General features: G+C 62.4%; 17 protein-coding genes. 6 read left to right on the forward strand and 11 right to left on the reverse strand.

Features of this window, described 5'->3' with window-relative positions; all coding sequences use genetic code 11:
- Positions 1-33: 33 nt before the first annotated feature.
- Positions 34-861 (reverse strand): type I methionyl aminopeptidase, encoded by an 828-nt coding sequence (map, locus tag ABMA32_RS09635; RefSeq protein WP_349013557.1) that lies wholly within the window; start codon positions 859-861, stop codon positions 34-36.
- 200 nt (positions 862-1061) lie between these two features.
- Here map and ABMA32_RS09640 point away from each other — a divergent pair, with 200 nt between their 5' ends.
- Complete coding sequence (locus ABMA32_RS09640; RefSeq protein ID WP_349013558.1) at positions 1062-1649, forward strand: NUDIX domain-containing protein; 588 nt, start codon at positions 1062-1064, stop codon at positions 1647-1649.
- Between the two features lie 307 nt (positions 1650-1956).
- On the opposite strand, the gene ABMA32_RS09645 is transcribed toward ABMA32_RS09640, so the two are convergent.
- Together ABMA32_RS09645 and ABMA32_RS09650 are read right to left on the reverse strand one after the other, a co-directional pair.
- Positions 1957-2535 (reverse strand): GDYXXLXY domain-containing protein, encoded by a 579-nt coding sequence (locus ABMA32_RS09645; protein ID WP_349013559.1) that lies wholly within the window; start codon positions 2533-2535, stop codon positions 1957-1959.
- Positions 2532-3644: a DUF2157 domain-containing protein gene (locus ABMA32_RS09650; RefSeq protein WP_349013560.1), complete on the reverse strand. Its 1113-nt coding sequence runs from the start codon at positions 3642-3644 to the stop codon at positions 2532-2534. The genes ABMA32_RS09645 and ABMA32_RS09650 overlap by 4 nt, the downstream gene beginning before the upstream one ends.
- 235 nt (positions 3645-3879) lie before the next feature.
- On the opposite strand from ABMA32_RS09650, the gene ABMA32_RS09655 reads away from it, so the two are divergent.
- Positions 3880-4020 (forward strand): DUF1127 domain-containing protein, encoded by a 141-nt coding sequence (locus tag ABMA32_RS09655; protein ID WP_349013561.1) that lies wholly within the window; start codon positions 3880-3882, stop codon positions 4018-4020.
- Positions 4021-4333: 313 nt separating this feature from the next.
- Here the strand turns inward: ABMA32_RS09655 and ABMA32_RS09660 are convergent, their stop codons facing one another.
- Complete coding sequence (locus ABMA32_RS09660) at positions 4334-4981, reverse strand: hypothetical protein (RefSeq protein WP_349013562.1); 648 nt, start codon at positions 4979-4981, stop codon at positions 4334-4336.
- Between the two features lie 18 nt (positions 4982-4999).
- Here ABMA32_RS09660 and trmFO point away from each other — a divergent pair, with 18 nt between their 5' ends.
- Positions 5000-6409, forward strand: coding sequence for a methylenetetrahydrofolate--tRNA-(uracil(54)-C(5))-methyltransferase (FADH(2)-oxidizing) TrmFO (trmFO, locus tag ABMA32_RS09665; RefSeq protein WP_349013563.1), 1410 nt, complete (start codon positions 5000-5002; stop codon positions 6407-6409).
- Here trmFO and ABMA32_RS09670 read toward each other — a convergent pair whose 3' ends face one another.
- From ABMA32_RS09670 to yajC, 4 genes are all read right to left on the reverse strand, one after another.
- On the reverse strand, positions 6410-7267 hold the full coding sequence (locus ABMA32_RS09670; protein ID WP_349013564.1) for a phytoene/squalene synthase family protein: 858 nt from the start codon (positions 7265-7267) through the stop codon (positions 6410-6412).
- On the reverse strand, positions 7251-7640 hold the full coding sequence (locus ABMA32_RS09675; protein WP_349013565.1) for an Mth938-like domain-containing protein: 390 nt from the start codon (positions 7638-7640) through the stop codon (positions 7251-7253). The genes ABMA32_RS09670 and ABMA32_RS09675 overlap by 17 nt, the downstream gene beginning before the upstream one ends.
- A 4-nt stretch (positions 7641-7644) precedes the next feature.
- A complete protein-coding gene (gene secDF / locus ABMA32_RS09680; RefSeq protein WP_349013566.1) occupies positions 7645-10200 on the reverse strand; it encodes a protein translocase subunit SecDF in 2556 nt (851 codons plus the stop codon).
- An 86-nt stretch (positions 10201-10286) separates the two neighbouring features.
- Positions 10287-10625: a preprotein translocase subunit YajC gene (gene yajC, locus ABMA32_RS09685; protein ID WP_349013567.1), complete on the reverse strand. Its 339-nt coding sequence runs from the start codon at positions 10623-10625 to the stop codon at positions 10287-10289.
- Positions 10626-10776: 151 nt separating this feature from the next.
- Between yajC and ABMA32_RS09690 the strand changes: the two genes are divergently transcribed.
- Positions 10777-11655: an ATP-binding protein gene (locus ABMA32_RS09690; protein ID WP_349013568.1), complete on the forward strand. Its 879-nt coding sequence runs from the start codon at positions 10777-10779 to the stop codon at positions 11653-11655.
- Between the two features lies 1 nt (position 11656).
- On the opposite strand, the gene ABMA32_RS09695 is transcribed toward ABMA32_RS09690, so the two are convergent.
- The 3 genes from ABMA32_RS09695 to ABMA32_RS09705 all read right to left on the reverse strand — a co-directional run bounded on the left by ABMA32_RS09695 (position 11657) and on the right by ABMA32_RS09705 (position 14829).
- The gene (locus ABMA32_RS09695; protein WP_349013569.1) at positions 11657-12316 is read right to left on the reverse strand and encodes an HAD hydrolase-like protein; all 660 of its coding nucleotides are present in this window, start codon (positions 12314-12316) and stop codon (positions 11657-11659) included.
- The gene (locus tag ABMA32_RS09700) at positions 12316-14328 is read right to left on the reverse strand and encodes an acetyl-CoA carboxylase biotin carboxylase subunit (protein WP_349013570.1); all 2013 of its coding nucleotides are present in this window, start codon (positions 14326-14328) and stop codon (positions 12316-12318) included. Before ABMA32_RS09700 ends, ABMA32_RS09695 begins: the two co-directional genes overlap by 1 nt.
- 69 nt (positions 14329-14397) lie before the next feature.
- Positions 14398-14829: a potassium channel family protein gene (locus ABMA32_RS09705; RefSeq protein ID WP_349013571.1), complete on the reverse strand. Its 432-nt coding sequence runs from the start codon at positions 14827-14829 to the stop codon at positions 14398-14400.
- 129 nt (positions 14830-14958) lie between these two features.
- Between ABMA32_RS09705 and ABMA32_RS09710 the strand changes: the two genes are divergently transcribed.
- Complete coding sequence (locus tag ABMA32_RS09710) at positions 14959-16086, forward strand: S-(hydroxymethyl)glutathione dehydrogenase/class III alcohol dehydrogenase (RefSeq protein ID WP_349013572.1); 1128 nt, start codon at positions 14959-14961, stop codon at positions 16084-16086.
- A 70-nt stretch (positions 16087-16156) separates the two neighbouring features.
- Entirely contained in the window at positions 16157-16726 is a 570-nt protein-coding gene (gene gfa / locus ABMA32_RS09715; RefSeq protein WP_349013573.1) for an S-(hydroxymethyl)glutathione synthase, read from the forward strand.
- Positions 16727-16753: the final 27 nt, after the last annotated feature.

Here is a 16753-nt window from a genome sequence, read left to right on the forward strand (position 1 = left end):
CCAGACGGGCAGAACGCCCGTGCGGGACGAATACTACGAAGGCAGGCCGGGCCGGTCGAGCCCTTTTGGCGACAGCGTGAAAATCTCGCAGCCCGTCGCGGTCACGCCGACGGCGTGCTCGTACTGCGCTGAAAGGGAACGGTCACGCGTGACTGCAGTCCAGCCATCCGACAGCACCTTCACATGCGGACGGCCGAGATTAATCATCGGCTCGATGGTGAAAATCATGCCCTCGCGCATCTCCACGCCCTCGCCGACGCTGCCATAGTGCAGGATGTTCGGCGCATCGTGGAAAAGCTGCCCGACGCCATGGCCGCAGAAATCGCGCACGACCGAGCAGCGCTCGGCTTCGGCGTAGGACTGGATAGCCGCGCCAATCGCACCGGTCCGCGCGCCGGGCTTCACGGCTGCGATGCCGCGCATGAGGCATTCATGGGTAACTTCCAGCAGGCGCTCGGCCGCACGCTTAATCTGGCCGACCGGGTACATGCGGCTGGAATCGCCGTGCCACCCGTCAAGTATATAGGTCACATCGATGTTGACGATGTCCCCCTCCCGCAGCGGCTTGTCGTCAGGAATGCCGTGGCAGACGACGTGGTTGATCGAGGTGCAGGTGGACTTGGTGTAGCCGCGGTAATTGAGCGTCGCCGGCATCGCACCGTGGTCCATGCCGAATTCGAAGACGAAGCGGTCGATGACGTTGGTGGTCATGCCCGGCGCGACCATTGACGCCAGTTCGTCGAGGCACGCGGCGGTAATGGCGCTCGCCTTGCGCATGCCCTCGAAGCCTTCAGGCCCGTAGAGCCGTATCTGGCCGGTGTTGCGAAGCGGCGCCGTATCGGCGTCAAGATATGTAACCATGAAGAACGTGTCCGGGCGCGGCCATCGAGCAAACGTGTAGACGCCTGATTTGGCACCGTATCGTCAGATGTTCAACCCCGGCGACCCTCCCGCAAAGGCCAGACGCAGGATTTCCGGCAGATGGAAGGCATTTCCGTTGCGAGGAAAAACGATCGCCGCTACGCCAGCACGAGCCCCAGCCAGAGCCAAGGAGAAGAAAATTGCGTGATAGAATCCGTGTCCGATCGGTTGAGCTGCTTTCCGATGACTGGGCGAAGCTCACCAAGACGACATTCGACTATCGCCGCAACGACGGAACGTGGGAAACACAGGTCCGCCAGACCTATGATCGCGGCGACGGCGCAGCGATCCTGCCCTTTGATCGCGGGCGTTCGACCGTGCTTCTCGTGCGCCAGTTCCGCTATCCGGCCTACGTCACCGGCCATCCCGAGCCGTTGATCGAGACATGCGCGGGGCTACTCGATGAGAATGATCCCGAAACCGCGATCCGCAAAGAGGCAGAAGAGGAACTCGGCTACCACCTGCACGGCGTACGGTCACTCTATGCGCCATACATGAGCCCTGGGAGCGTCACCGAACGCCTCACCTTTTTCATCGCCGACTACACCCCGGCCGACCGGATTTCGCAGGGCGGCGGCGCGATCGAAGAAGGCGAGGACATAGAGGTCTTGGAGATCGCGCTCGACGAAGCGCTGGCAATGATCCGCGACGGCCGGATCTGCGACGCCAAGACGATCATGTTGCTCCAGCACCTCAAATTGGAGTTGCTGGGGGCGCTCGGATCCTAGTTCCGACCGCAGCCGTTCAGATCAGCGGATATTGCTCAGTTCCGGGAAGGAATAAATCGAGCCGAGATTGCACTGGCCCGCGTCGGCAAGCCGCTGCGTGCATGGGCGGCCCTTCTGGCTGGTATTCGGCGGTGCGCTCTGGCACGCAGCCAGGATCAGTATAAGAGGCAACAAGCTCCAGGCAGGTACTCGTCGCATGGGTGCATCTCCCTCCGGTTTTTCGTGCATTACCATATGGTGACAAGGCAATGGAGTCCTGTCGGCCACTCATTCAGTCCTTTTCACAGCCACCCGGCCCACCACCGCGTCAGTAAAGCGGTTCTTCGTAGAGCGGTGTCTGGCCGTCCAGCAGGGCCTTGATCTGGGCCGTCCCATCGGAGGCGACAGCGGCAAGCACCCCGAATGGCCGCTCTCGCATGTCGGTCTCGATCGCCCGACCCTCACCCTCCGGTACGTAGTAGCGGTCGATGCCATAACCGACATTGTAGGCCAGATCCGATCCAAAAGGCCCGCTGGTAATAAAGCCCCGGATATCGACCTCACCGACTGCCGTTTGCCCTGCCGGCGCATGCAACGACGCGGATCGGGCGCGCCAGTAGCCGTCGGCATCCTTCCCGAGACTGACGAAGATCGGCGTATCCCTTTCCACGGCGCCGTCGGCCGGAGCGTTCGACACGATAGACACGGGTACGTTCCTGATCTCATAGCTCAGGACGACATAGTCGCCGCGCAGCAGGTCGCGCGGATCGATGGGCTCGACCTTGAGCACGACCTCCTGCCCGCTGCGCAGGACCGCCGCCCTGCCCGCGATGATCCACGACAGGAAGCCTATCTGCACAAGGGCCAGGACGACTGCGGCGAGAACCAGCCTTTTTCCGCTCATCATGGCACTCCTGCGGCAGCGGCGGGCCTGCTCATGCGTTTTTCTATCCGGATGATGGCAATTGCCAGAAGGCCCAGGATTGTCCCGGCCGCGAGGAAGAACCCTGCGGTTCCGAGCATGCCCTGGATCATCACCGCATAGATCATGCAAAGCTCAAGCGCGAAGCCGATATACGCGATCCAGCGTAGGCCACGACTTTCCCGGCCCGCAAGCACGATTGCCGTAACGATGCCGGCAAGGGTGATCGCAGCGGTTACAGCGAACGCTGAACCTGAATCGTCGCCGATCTGGATCTGGATCATCACCATGCCGGTCAGGAAACCGATCAACCCATGCACCGGCAGCAGTCCGTCGATCCGGGCGAACCGTTCTGCGACCTGCGGCATCGCCACGGCAAATACGAAGACTGCGGCAGAAAGGGCCGCGAGAATCGGCGCGACCCGCAGGATGTCGGTCTCGCCTGCCAGAAGCGCACCATAGAAGATCAGCGACAGGAGCAGCAGATGCCGCGATCCGGCGCTTCTTGTCCAAAGAGAAACGAGCCAGAGAACCGCAGCAATGCCGATGAAGATATGTGGAAAATCGGCGTGTCGCCAGAAGCTCACGCCGACAAGGAAGAGCCAGGCCGATGCCAGCGCGACTGCGCCCATGGTGAGCGGGCCGGAGCGTAGCGCCGCGGCGGCGACGGTCGTGCCGAGGCACCATGTCAGGATCGCCTGCGTTTCGTCGCCCGAAAGGTGGTACATCTGGCCGATGAGGGCGATGGCCCCGCCAAATGCCGCAGCCGCGATAAGCCAGAGCCCTTCGGCGATCGCATCGTGGTCCACGAGCTTGAGCACCGCGCCGCCGACGTAGCCGCCGAAGATAACGGCAAAGAGAGCCCCCACACGCCCGAGCCGGGGAATGGCTTCCCAGTTGGCGGCAACGAAGATCAGGATCGCCGCACCGAACAACAGTGCCGCCATGATCGCCAGAATGGAGCCGAAGCTGAGCAAGCGACGGTCCCGCAGTTCAGCATCCGCGGAGATCGCCTGAGCAGCTGGTGCGTCGATATACCCGAGTTCCACCCACCTTGCGGCGTCAGTGCGCACCCGCGAGGAATAGCTCGCCAAGACCAACCTCCCGACCACTTACGGCACGGAACGTGGTCGACGTTCCAAGCCTTTGACAACAATGTCTTTTACAAGAACCCGGCACTTTTCGGTTCACTGCACTAATCGATTTTTGTTGCGTTGCACAAATTGCATTGCTGCCATGCACCAAAAGCGCTTTTAAACCCCCCGGGTCGACCGTATCTTTTGGGCGTACCGAAGAGAACGAACGAACCAAAGACGAATCGAGACGACGATGAACCTGATCCGCAACTATCGCAACTGGCGCCTCTACCGGGAAACCGTGACGGAGTTGAACCGCCTGACCAACCGCGAGCTGAACGACCTGGGCATTGCCCGCAACAGCATCCGCGAAGTCGCCCGCAAGGCGATCTAGGAATTCGAAGAGATTTCGCCAGGGTCGACCTCCTCCCCGACCCTGACGGATACGGCCAGCTTTCACCTCCTCCCGATTGCTGGCCAACGAAACGGCGCCCGCCGCACCTCCTCCCGCGGCGGGCGTTGTTCCCCGAAGAAGGTTTCGCCCCTTCCTAACAAACGGCGAAAGGAATTTCGTCAAAGCCGACCTCCTCCCCGGCGATGACGAATCGGTCGGTTTCCCACCTCCTCCCGGGAAACCGTCCACAAAAACGACACCCGCCGGACCTCCTCCCCCGGCGGGTGTTGTGTTTTTGGAGGTCGTTTTCTTATCAGTCCTGGCCGAACTGTCCTCGCAGCTTCCACTGCTCGAGCGGCATAATGTCTGGTGCTCCGCCCATCGGCTTGTACCAGGAATCGACGACCCACCTCTTGCCCGACGCATCGCTGATCAGCGCGGTGAAATGCGGATAGCGTTTGTCGAGGAAGAACCCGCGCGAGACATTGCGCTCGACCTTGTGGTGCCTGAGCATCCCGCGCTCCTTCAGGTAGATGAGCAGGTTGCGCGTGTTCGTCGCCTCGTCGACACAGTCCATCTGGCCGCGCTCTGGATTGCCGATGTCTGTTTTCGGCTTGTCCTGATAGCCGGTCGCCTGGCCGGTCCGCTTTTCATAGTAGCTGACGGCGCGCGACAGCGCCGCCCGCTCCGCAGCGGCGGATGCCGCGCCGGCGCTCATGATGGAGCGGAACCGTGCGCCGTCTGCCGACGAAAGCACCATCCGCGAGCGGAACGCACATCCATAACCGTGGCAGACCTGTATGGTCTTGGGCATCGTTGCCGAGACCTGCGCCGCCGCTGGAATCGGGTGAAACAGCCCCGAAAGAGCGGTTACAGCGAAGGCGACGATCGGGAAAATATTCAGCCGGCGAAAGTCGTGATGCATGCCGGAGACGGTGTGCAATTGCGTCGGACCGGTCAAGGTATTATTGCCAGCGCCATGAACATGAAGCCCATCCATATCATTGGCGGCGGCCTTGCCGGCTCGGAAGCCGCGTGGCAGGCGGCAGAAGCTGGCGTGCCCGTCATCCTCCACGAGATGCGCCCCGTGCGCGGCACGGAGGCCCACAAGACGGAGGGCCTCGCCGAACTGGTCTGCTCGAACTCGTTCCGCTCCGACGACGCACAGAACAACGCCGTCGGCCTGCTGCACGCCGAAATGCGGCTTGCCGGATCACTCATCATGGCATCGGGCGATGCCAACCAGGTGCCGGCGGGCGGTGCGCTAGCCGTGGATCGCGACGGCTTTTCCGCAGCGGTTACCGCCAGGCTCGAAGCCCACCCGCTGATCACCATCGTGCGTGAGGAAGTTTCCGGCCTTCCGCCTGCCGACTGGGACAAAGCGATCATCGCCACCGGCCCGCTGACCGCCCCCTCCCTTGCCGAGGCAATCGCGGCCGAAACGGGAGCGGATGCGCTCGCCTTCTTCGATGCGATCGCTCCCATTATCCACTTTGACAGCATCGACATGGATATCTGCTGGTTCCAGTCGCGCTACGACAAGGTCGGGCCGGGAGGAACCGGCAAGGACTACATCAATTGCCCGATGGACAAGGCGCAGTACGAAGCCTTCGTCGGCGCGCTCATCGAGGGCCAGAAGACCGAATTCAAGGAATGGGAAGGCACGCCCTATTTCGACGGCTGCCTGCCAATCGAGGTGATGTCCGAGCGTGGCCCGGAAACGCTGCGCCACGGCCCGATGAAGCCGATGGGCCTGACCAACGCGCATAATCCGACGGTGAAGGCCTATGCCGTCGTGCAGTTGCGGCAGGACAACGCGCTCGGCACGCTCTACAACATGGTCGGCTTCCAGACGAAGTTGAAGCACGCCGAACAGGTACGCATCTTCCGCACCATACCGGGGCTGGAAAATGCCGAGTTCGCAAGGCTGGGCGGCCTGCACCGCAACACCTACATCAACTCGCCGACCTTGCTCGACGGCTCGCTGCAGTTAAAATCGCGTCCCGGACTCCGCTTCGCTGGACAGATCACCGGCTGCGAAGGCTATGTGGAGTCGGCGGCGATCGGGCTGTTGGCGGGACGCTTCGCAGCCGCGGAGTGTCTTGGCAAGGCAGCCGATCTGCCGCCCTCGACAACCGCCTTCGGCGCGTTGCTCGGCCATATTACCGGTGGCCATATCGTCTCTGACGACGAACCCGGAAAGCGCTCGTTCCAGCCGATGAATATCAATTTCGGGCTGTTCCCGCCGGCCGAAGCCCCCAAGGTCGAAGGCAAGCGCCTACGCGGCAAGGAAAAGACGCACGCAAAACGCCGCGCCATCACCGCGCGCGCACTGGCGGACTGTCGCTCATGGCTCGGCCTGCCCGCGATGAAGCAGGCGGCGGAGTAGCTACTTCCACCCGTTCGACGCCCGCCTGAACAGCAGCCAGTGCTTGCGCCATGCGCTGATGTCCACGCCGGCCGACAGCACGTCCTTCTCGCGTCCTTGCATCCTTGCGAGTTGTGCGCCGACCGGCGCAAGCGGCAGGAAGGCGGGACGAAGAGACTGCGGCAGCGTCCTGGCGCCGTTCTCAAATGCGGACAGGTGCTCGCGAGCCAGCGCGATCATCGCGGCAACTGCGCGCGGCGCGTTGGGGCCGCCATCACCGGCGATGAACTCTTCTCGTGAAGTGCCTGCCGCTGCCAGAATATCCTTGGGCACGTAGCACTGCGCACGGCTGCGATGCACAGGCAGAAGCCGGAGCAAGCCGCAGATCGCCAGCGCGCAGCCGGCATGGCCGGCCGTATCGGCACTTTGCAGCGCGGCCTCCCGCTCGAGCACGAGCGCGGAAAGCTGGATGATTGCCGAGGCTGTCTCGCCGCAATAGCCCTCCAGGTCGCCGCGCGTCGGCATGGGATCGTCGTAGAGATCGAAGATGCGCGCATCCAGATAGTTCTGGAACGCCTGCACAGGCAGCTTGTGCCGGTCGATAGCTTGCAGAAGCGCATCGGCCACCGGATGACCCATCACCGCCGCCGGCTGGCTCGCTTCGATGACGTCGCGCCACCATTGCAGGCGGATTTCGCCCGGAAGCGCCTGGCTGACGCGTTCGCGGATGCCGGCAATCTCGGCGTTGAAGGCATAGAGCGCAAGAAGGTCCCGCCGCTTCTCCTCCGGCGCGTAGAGCGCGGCGAGATAGCGATCGCGGTCGCCCGCCCGGACAATATCCAGCAGCGGAGCTGGCTGGCTGTCAATCGACGGCGACAAGGGCAGCCGCCACGGCGCGGTCCTCGGCAAGAAGGACGTTGTAGGTGCGAACAGCGGCCCCGGTCGACATCGGGTCGGCAGAGATGCCGGCGTCCCGGAATGCCTGCCTGATGGCGGCAGGGAGAGGCTTCAGGTCGCGCCCGGTCCCGACGAGCAGGATTTCTACACGCTCGGTCTGCTGGAATATCCGCTCGAAGTCCTCCGCCCGAAGGACAGCCGGATCCCCCGGCTCCCATCCATGGATCCCGGAGGGCAGGCAGAGGATCGATCCCCTGTGCGACATGTCGGCAAAGCGGAAGCCGCCGTTGCCGTATGCATCTATCGGCGCGCGGCCGGGGAAATGCGCCTTCCGGATGACAATTCCCTCGACCATCGCATCACGTTTTCGACGGCTGCGCCGCGACCGCGCCGGGGACGGCATCGTCGTCCTTTTCCGACGCCGGCCTGAGGTTGAACAGGATCAGCATCGGTCCGGCGATGAACAGCGACGAGTAGGTGCCGATGAAAACGCCGAGGATGATCGCGAATACGAAGGAGGAAATGACCTCGCCGCCGTAGAAATAGAGCGCGAACAGGGCCAGCAAAACAGTCAGACCGGTCAGGATCGTGCGTGACAGCGTCTGGTTGAGGGAGATGTTGATGATCTCTTCGATCGGCATCTTCTTGTATTTGCGCAGCGTCTCGCGAATGCGGTCGTAGATGACGACGGTGTCATTGATCGAATAGCCGATGACCGTGAGAATTGCCGCGATACTGGAAAGATTGAACTCCAGTCCCAGCAACACATAGACGCCGACGATCATGATGACGTCATGAACGGTAGAGACAATCGCGCCGAGGCCGAACTGCCATTCGAAGCGGAACCAGATGTAAACGAGGAGACCGAGCAACGACAGCAGAACGCCGATCGTGCCGGTCATCGCCAGTTCGCTCGACACAGTGGGACCAACCACTTCGACACGCCTGAAGTCGTACTCGTCGCCGAGTTCGGCCTGCACCATCTGTACGACCGACTGCTCGGCATTGTCGCCGGTGCCTTGTGACTGCACCCTTATCAGCAGCGACCCTTCCGACCCGAATTCCTGGACCTGAACCTCTCCGATGTTGAGGTCGCCCAGCCTTGTGCGGACATCGCCGGGATCAGCGCTGCCATCCTTGGCCTGGACTTCGATCAAAGAGCCCCCGAGGAAGTCGATGCCGTAGTTGAAGTCCTTCACGAAGAAGATGACGACAACCACAACCGACAGCAGGCCGGACAAGGCAAAACCCCAGTTGCGCCATTTCATGAAAGGGATATTTGGCTGAAGCGGAAGGTAGTTGACCAACCCCTTCGGGAATTCCGTCGGCTTTTCGCGGCGCACCCACGCGGCCACCAGCCAGCGGGTCAGCGTGAAAGCGGTGAAGACGGTGGTGATGATGCCGATGCCGAGCGTAACAGCGAAGCCGCGGATCGGTCCGGTGCCCATATAGAACAGGATCACCGCGACGATGAAGGTCGTCAGATTGGCGTCTACCACGGTTGCGAGCGCACGCTGGAAACCCTGATCGAAGGACTGGACGATGGAACGCCCTTGGGCCCGCTCCTCGCGGACGCGTTCAAAGATGATGACGTTCGAGTCGACCGCCATGCCCATCGTCAGCACGATACCGGCGATGCCCGGCAGCGTCAGCGTTGCACCCAGCATCGTCAGGATCGCGACGATCAGCGCAACGTTGGCGGCAAGCGCAATATTGGCGATGACACCGAGCTTTCCATAGACCAACAGCATACAGACGATCACAAGGATCGCGCCGACGAGCGACGCCATCTGACCGGCTGCGATCGAATCCGCGCCGAGGCTCGGGCCCACGGTGCGTTCCTCCACAATGGTCAGGTCGGCGGGAAGCGCGCCGGCGCGCAACAGCACAGCAAGATCGTTCGCGCCCTGTACGGTAAAGCTGCCCGAGATCTGACCCGTACCGCCGAGGATCGGCTCGCGGATCTGCGGCGCGGAGATCACCTGGTTGTCGAGGATGATGGCGAACAGCCGATTGACGTTCTGCTGCGTCGCCTGGCCGAAACGCTGCGCGCCCCGGGAATCGAAGCGGAAGCTGACGACAGGCTCGTTGGTGCGCTGGTCGAAGGATGCCTGCGCGTCCACGAGGTTTTCGCCGGAGACGATGACGCGATTCTCGATGAGATACGGGATGGGCGGATCATCGATCGAATACATCACCGTCGAACCCGCCGGCGGACGGCCCTCGATGGCCTCCTGCACCGGCATCGTCTGGTCGACCATCTGGAACGTCAGTTTGGCGGTCTGGCCGAGAATGTCCTTCAGACGCTGCGGGTCCTGCAGACCCGGGACCTGCACGAGGATGCGGTCGTTGCCCTGGCGCTGGATGATTGGCTCGGTCGTGCCGAGTTCGTTGACGCGGCGGCCGACGACCTCGATCGACTGGTTGAGCGCCGTGCCGAGGCGATAGTTCAGGCCGTCTTCCGTCAGCGTATAGCGCAGGACGCCGGGTTCTGGCTCGTCAAGCGCGAGTTCGGTAACCGACCCCGAACCGAACAGGCTGGACGCCACCGGCTGGATCAGCGGTGCAAGAGCAGTCTTGGCGGCCTCAAGCTGGTCCGCGTCGCGGATACGCACCTGCACCGAGTTGCCGGAGCCGGTCAGGCCGGTGTAGCCGATACGGGCGTCACGCAGGGTGGTGCGGATTTCGTCGCGGGTGCTTTCCAGCCGTTCGTTGGCGAGATCGTCGCGGTCGATCTGCAGCAGGATGTGCGAGCCGCCCTGCAGATCGAGGCCGAGCGTCATAGTGCGCTTGGGCAGCCAGTCCGGCATCGCGTTGATCCAGGACTGCGGATAGAGGTTCGGCAGTGCGACGAGAACGCCGAGCGCTACAACCGCCCAGATCAGGATCGTCTTCCAACGAGAAAAATAAAGCATGGTCGGTCTTCCGTGTCAGGCGGAACAGGCGACCGGCAACTCCCCCGTCTCGCCCCGGCAGTGTTCGGTTTCCGCTGCGATAGCGGTTATTTCTTGGCGTTCTCGTTGGCGACAGGCTCGCCCTTGACCCGAACATCCATGATCGTGGAACGCAACGCCGTCACCTTGGTGCCCCCGCCGAGATCGACTTCGAGCTCGGTGTCCGACGCCTTCGTCACCTTGCCGACCAGCCCACCGCCAGTCACCACCGTGTCGCCCCGGCGGATCGCAGCCAGCATCTCGCCGCGCTTCTTGATCTGCGTCCGCTGCGGCCTGATGATCAGAAAATACATGATCACGAAAATCAGGACAAACGGCAAAATGCTGATCAGCATGTCGGGGCCGGCTGCCCCTGTACCCTGCGCGTAAGCGGGCGTGACGAACATGTAAAAACTCCTGATTGGGCCTTCCGGGCCGAAAAGTTGCCGGAATATAGAGCCTGAAGCCGCGTTTGCAACCGCATATCCGGTGCTTTCCCGCCTCACTTCAGCGTGTTACAGGCCCACGGCCCCGCAAGTGGATGGATTGCCTAAAGCAATGAACGACAAGACGCTGGAAACACTGACGGACAAGCTCGACAGGTTGATCGAAGCCGTCGGACGCCTCGCGCCGCACCGACCGGAACCGACCGACCTGACCGTCGCTGACTGTTTCGTCTGGTCCGCCGAACAGGGAATTCTGGAGCCCATCCACCGCGTCAATCGCGTCGATATCGGCCTGATCCGTGGCGTCGACCGGGTGCGCGACATCCTTTCCGACAACACCGAACGCTTCGCGGCTGGCCTACCCGCCAACAACGTACTGCTGTGGGGCGCGCGGGGCATGGGCAAGTCCTCGCTGGTGAAGGCGGTACACGCCTCCATCAACGCTTCGCGAAAGGACGGCGACGCGCCGCTGAAGCTCGTCGAAATCCATCGCGAGGACATCGACTCGCTGCCGAGGCTGATGACGCAGCTCAAGGCAGCCCCCTTCCGCTTCATCCTGTTCTGCGACGACCTGTCCTTCGATCATGACGACACCTCCTACAAGTCGCTCAAGGCGGCGCTGGAGGGCGGCGTGGAGGGACGCCCGGCGAACGTCATCTTCTATGCGACGTCAAACCGCCGCCATCTGCTGCCGCGCGACATGATCGACAACGAGCGCTCCACCGCCATCAATCCGGGGGAAGCTGTCGAGGAGAAGGTGTCGCTGTCTGACCGTTTTGGCCTGTGGCTCGGTTTCCATAAGTGCTCACAGGACGATTATCTCGATATGATCGATGCCTACGCCACCTATCACGGGCTTGACATCAGCCCCGAGCAGTTGCGCGCCGAAGCGCTTGAATGGGCGACGACGCGGGGCGGACGTTCTGGCCGCGTCGCCTGGCAGTTCACGCAGGATCTGGCAGGCCGCCTCGGCAAGCCGCTAAAGGACTGAGCTACCCGACCAGTTCCGCGATCATGCCGCTCAGTTCGGCCGGCTGATCGGCAACACGGGCGGCGCCCGCCGCCTCCAGTTCGGCCCGGTCGCCAAAGCCCCAGAGCACGCCGATTGCCGGCATACCGTTCTTCGCCGCACCGACGACGTCGTGCAGCCGGTCACCGATCATCACCGTTCGCGCTGGATCGAGTCCCTCCGTCTTCAGGATGTAGCGGATCAGTTCGCCCTTGTCGGCTCTCGTGCCGTCTGCCTCGGACCCATGCACGTGACCGAAAAACCGGGTCAGGCCGAAATGGTCGATGATGTCGATGGCGTGCGACTTGAGTTTCGATGTCGCGACGAACATGGTCTGCCCCTGCCGCGCAGCCGTCTCAAGCGCCTCGACAATACCCGGGATTAGCTCGTTCTCGAACTTTCCAACCTCGCCATAGCGCTGCCTGTAATGACCCAGCGCCTGGGTCGCCAGCACCTCGTCGCCGAACATGGCGAGGAAGGTCTTATGGATCGGCGGCCCGATATAGCGACGCAGATCGTCGGCCGGCGGCGGCAGGTGTCCCATTTCGCGGATTGCATGCTGCAAGGTACCGGTGATGCCGACAAAAGGATCGGTCAGCGTGCCGTCGAGGTCGAACAGGACGGCATGTGTGGGTCGAGGCATCAGGCGAATTCCATGATAATTGCATCCACGGCGAGGCTGTCGCCGGGCTTTGCATTGATCTTCTTCACAGTCAGGTCGCGTTCGGCGCGCAACACGTTCTCCATCTTCATCGCCTCGACGACGGCAAGCGTCTCGCCGGCCTTGACCTCCTGACCGTCGCCCACGGCAATCGACACGACCAGTCCCGGCATCGGGCACAGCAGCAGCTTCGACGTGTCGGCCGGCACCTTCTTCGGCATGAGCTTTTCGAGCTTCGCCGTGGAAGCCAGCATCGGGAAAGCTTTTACCGACATGCCTTTCCAGTCGATAACGAAGCCATTCAACGTTGGCCGCACCTGCGCGCGCACGCCATCCGCACCGATAGTGCCCGTCCAGACGATGTTACCCGGACGCCAATTCGTGCTGATGGTGAACGCCGCGCTGCCATCACATGGCTGCATCTTCATCGTCGTGCCGGCTGAATCCGTCTCAACCAGTTTAAACGCATGGTAGTTGTCCCCCACCCGGACCTCCCAATCCGGTCGCTGCTTGCCTGAATGCGGGCGGAGCCGGCCTGACATCCGGTCGAGACGCGCGCGCCGCTGCAGTTCCGCTGAAAGCGCTATTCCGGCCAGAACCAGTTCCTCTTTCTCCGAAGGAACGATCGGATGGAATCCGTCGGGATATTCCTCCGCGATGAAGCCGGTCGAAAGTCGCCCCTCGCGCCAGCGCGGATGGCGCATCAGCGCAGCCAGGAACGGCATATTGTGCTGGATGCCATCAACCACGAAACCGTCAAGCGCGTCCGACATGGCGTCGATGGCCTGTTCGCGGGTCGGCGCCCATGTGCAGAGTTTCGCGATCATCGGGTCGTAGAACATCGAGATCTCCGACCCCTCGGTGACGCCCGTGTCGTTACGCACGATAGCATCCCCGGCCTTGCCCTCGGCAGGCGGCCGATAACGTGTCAGCCTTCCGATCGAAGGCAGGAAGTTGCGATAGGGGTCCTCGGCATAGAGACGGCTTTCCACTGCCCAGCCGTCAAGTTTCACGTCCGCTTGGCCGATCGACAGCTTCTCGCCAGCCGCCACGCGGATCATCTGCTCGACCAGATCGATTCCCGTAATCAGTTCGGTGACCGGATGCTCGACCTGAAGCCGGGTGTTCATTTCGAGGAAGTAGAAATTGCGGTCCTTGTCGACGATGAACTCCACCGTCCCGGCGCTCTGGTAGTCGACGGCCTTGGCCAGCGCGACGGCCTGCTCGCCCATGGCGCGCCGCGTCTTTTCGTCAAGGAACGGCGACGGCGCTTCCTCCACGACCTTCTGGTTGCGCCGCTGGATCGAGCATTCCCGCTCGCCGAGATAGATCACGTTGCCGTGGCCGTCGCCGAGCACCTGAATCTCGATGTGACGCGGATCGACCACGAACTTCTCGATGAACACACGGTCGTCGCCGAAAGAACTTTTCGCCTCCGAACGCGCCCGCTCGAAGCCGTCGCGCACCTCGCTGGCGTCCCAAGCGATGCGCATGCCCTTGCCGCCGCCGCCGGCGGATGCCTTGATCATCACCGGATAGCCGATCTCGGCTGCGATCTTTTCCGCGTGCACCGCGTCCTCGATGACGCCGAGGAAGCCGGGCACCGTCGAGACCTTGGCCGCGTTGGCGAATTTCTTCGATTCGATCTTGTCGCCCATAGCGTTGATCGCCTTCGGCTTCGGGCCGATGAAGACGATGCCTTCCTTCTCCAGCGCTTCGCAGAAGGAAGCACGCTCGGAGAGGAATCCGTAGCCCGGATGCACGGCCTCAGCGCCCGTCGTCTTGCAGGCCTCGATGATCCTTTCGGCAACCAGATAGCTCTGCGAGGCAGGCGACGGGCCTATATGAACGGCTTCGTCCGCCATCTCGACATGCACGGCATCCCGGTCCGCATCGGAGTATACCGCCACGGTGGCGATGCCCATTTTCCTGGCGGTCTTGATGACCCGGCAGGCGATCTCGCCGCGATTGGCGATCAGTATCTTCTTGAACATGCGATCCCTCGGCCGTGACGCTCAAGGCTTATGCGCGACTCATAGCCGCCGCTCAAGCGTGCGGAACCTTCAAAAATGCTCGCCGGCACGGAAAGGCCCAACCCGGACGCCGGCGGCCACGAGATAGGCCGTCGACCATCCGATAAGGAGGAATCCGCTGACGCCTTCAAGCGAGGTCAGCAATCTCCAGTGCCCGTCTGCCACGATGTCGCCGTAGCCCACCGTCGCAAAGGTCGCCGTCGAAAAGTAGAGGGACGTCTGAAAATCCCCGACCACTTCCAGAGAGAAGTAAACGACAGCCCAGAGCCAAATTTCGACGGTCAGCACGCCAAACACACCAATAACTGCCACCAGCATTGCCACGATGTGGCTTCGCCTGCCCTGGAGACGCAGCCAATTTGTGATCATTCCTATGGCTCGCGTAACGGCCATCAGACCGAAGGTGTGGATCACCACCGTTATCCCGATCAACAGTGTGCCTAGCATAAGGTTCGCGATCATCGTACGCCCGCCCGAAGCTCATGCATGCCGCGACGGCGGCTAGATATCAAGGCGGGACCGTCTTATCAGGACTTGAACAACCCGTAGATTCCTGAAACTTTCCGGCCACCATCAAGAGGAGGAAACCCCATGAAAACCCGCGCCGCCGTTGCCGTCGCCGCCGGAAAACCCTTGGAAATCATGGAGGTCGACCTCGAAGGTCCGAAGGCCGGCGAAGTCCTTATAGAGGTCAAGGCGACCGGTATATGCCATACGGACGAGTTCACGCTCTCGGGCGCGGACCCGGAAGGCATCTTCCCTGCCATTCTCGGCCACGAAGGCGCGGGCGTGGTGGTCGACGTTGGCCCCGGCGTCACCAGCGTGAAGAAGGGGGATCATGTCATCCCGCTCTACACTCCCGAATGCCGCCAGTGCCCGTCTTGCCTGTCGCGCAAGACCAATCTGTGCACCGCCATCCGCGCCACGCAGGGCCAGGGCCTTATGCCCGACGGCACCAGTCGCTTCTCCATCGGCAAGGACAAGATCTTCCACTACATGGGCTGCTCTACCTTCTCGAACTTCACCGTGCTGCCGGAAATCGCTGTCGCCAAGGTCAACCCCGACGCCCCCTTCGACACGATCTGCTACATCGGCTGCGGCGTGACGACCGGCGTCGGCGCGGTGTTCAACACGGCCAAGGTCGAGCAAGGCGCGACCGCCGTGGTGTTCGGGCTGGGTGGCATCGGCCTCAACGTCATCCAGGGCCTGAAGCTCGCCGGCGCCGACATGATCATCGGCGTCGACCTCAACAACGACAAGAAGGAATGGGGCGAACGCTTTGGAATGACTCATTTCGTCAATCCGAAGGAAATCGACGGCGACGTTGTTCCCCATCTCGTCAACATGACGAAGCGCGGCGCTGACCAGATCGGCGGCGCGGATTACACCTTCGACTGCACCGGCAACACCAAGGTGATGCGCCAGGCGCTGGAGGCCTCGCATCGCGGCTGGGGGCAATCCATCGTCATTGGCGTGGCCGGAGCCGGCCAGGAAATCTCGACGCGACCATTCCAGCTTGTCACGGGTCGCGTCTGGAAGGGAACCGCCTTCGGTGGCGCACGCGGCCGCACCGACGTGCCCCGGATCGTCGACTGGTACATGGACGGCAAGATCCAGATCGACCCGATGATCACGCACCGGCTGAAGCTGGAGGAAATCAACAAGGGCTTCGACCTCATGCATGAGGGCAAATCGATCAGAAGCGTGGTAGTTTACTAGCCGACCGGCCCACCTCGCCGACCTCTTGGCCGACGAAGGATGCACGACGGTCCAACCAAGGGAGGAAAGCATGCCGGAGAAATTGCATCCGAAAATCGACAATGGCCTGCCGAAGGAAAGCCCGAGCTTTGCCGGCGGCACGCTGGTCTGTCTTTGCACGAGCAAGCCCGTCAAGGTGAAGATCAAGGGCCAGATCGCCCATAACCACGCCTGCGGCTGCACCAAATGCTGGAAGCCGGACGGCGCGATCTTCTCTGTCGTGGCCGTGGCGCCAACCGACAACGTCACGGTTACGGAGAATGGCGACAAGCTGAAAGTCGTCGACCCCTCCGCGCTCATCCAGCGTCATGCCTGCACCGGATGCGGCGTCCACATGTATGGCCCCGTCGAGCGCGACCATGCCTTCAAGGGCCTTTCCTTCGTGCATCCCGAACGCTTCCAGGAGGACGGCTGGTCGCCCCCTGGTTTTGCTGCCTTCGTGTCGTCGATCATCGAGTCCGGCGTCAATCCGGACCGCATGTCGGGCATCCGGGCGCAACTCAAGTCGGCAGGGCTGGAGCCCTATGACTGCCTCAACCCGACGCTGATGGATGTCCTCGCGACTTTCGCGGCCAAGAAATCGGGCGCACTGCCCGCCTGACGTCCGCGGGAAGTTGGGCCCCTGGCC

Origin of the sequence: Mesorhizobium quangtriensis, from assembly GCF_040081925.1 — a bacterium.
Taxonomy (GTDB): domain Bacteria; phylum Pseudomonadota; class Alphaproteobacteria; order Rhizobiales; family Rhizobiaceae; genus Mesorhizobium_K; species Mesorhizobium_K quangtriensis.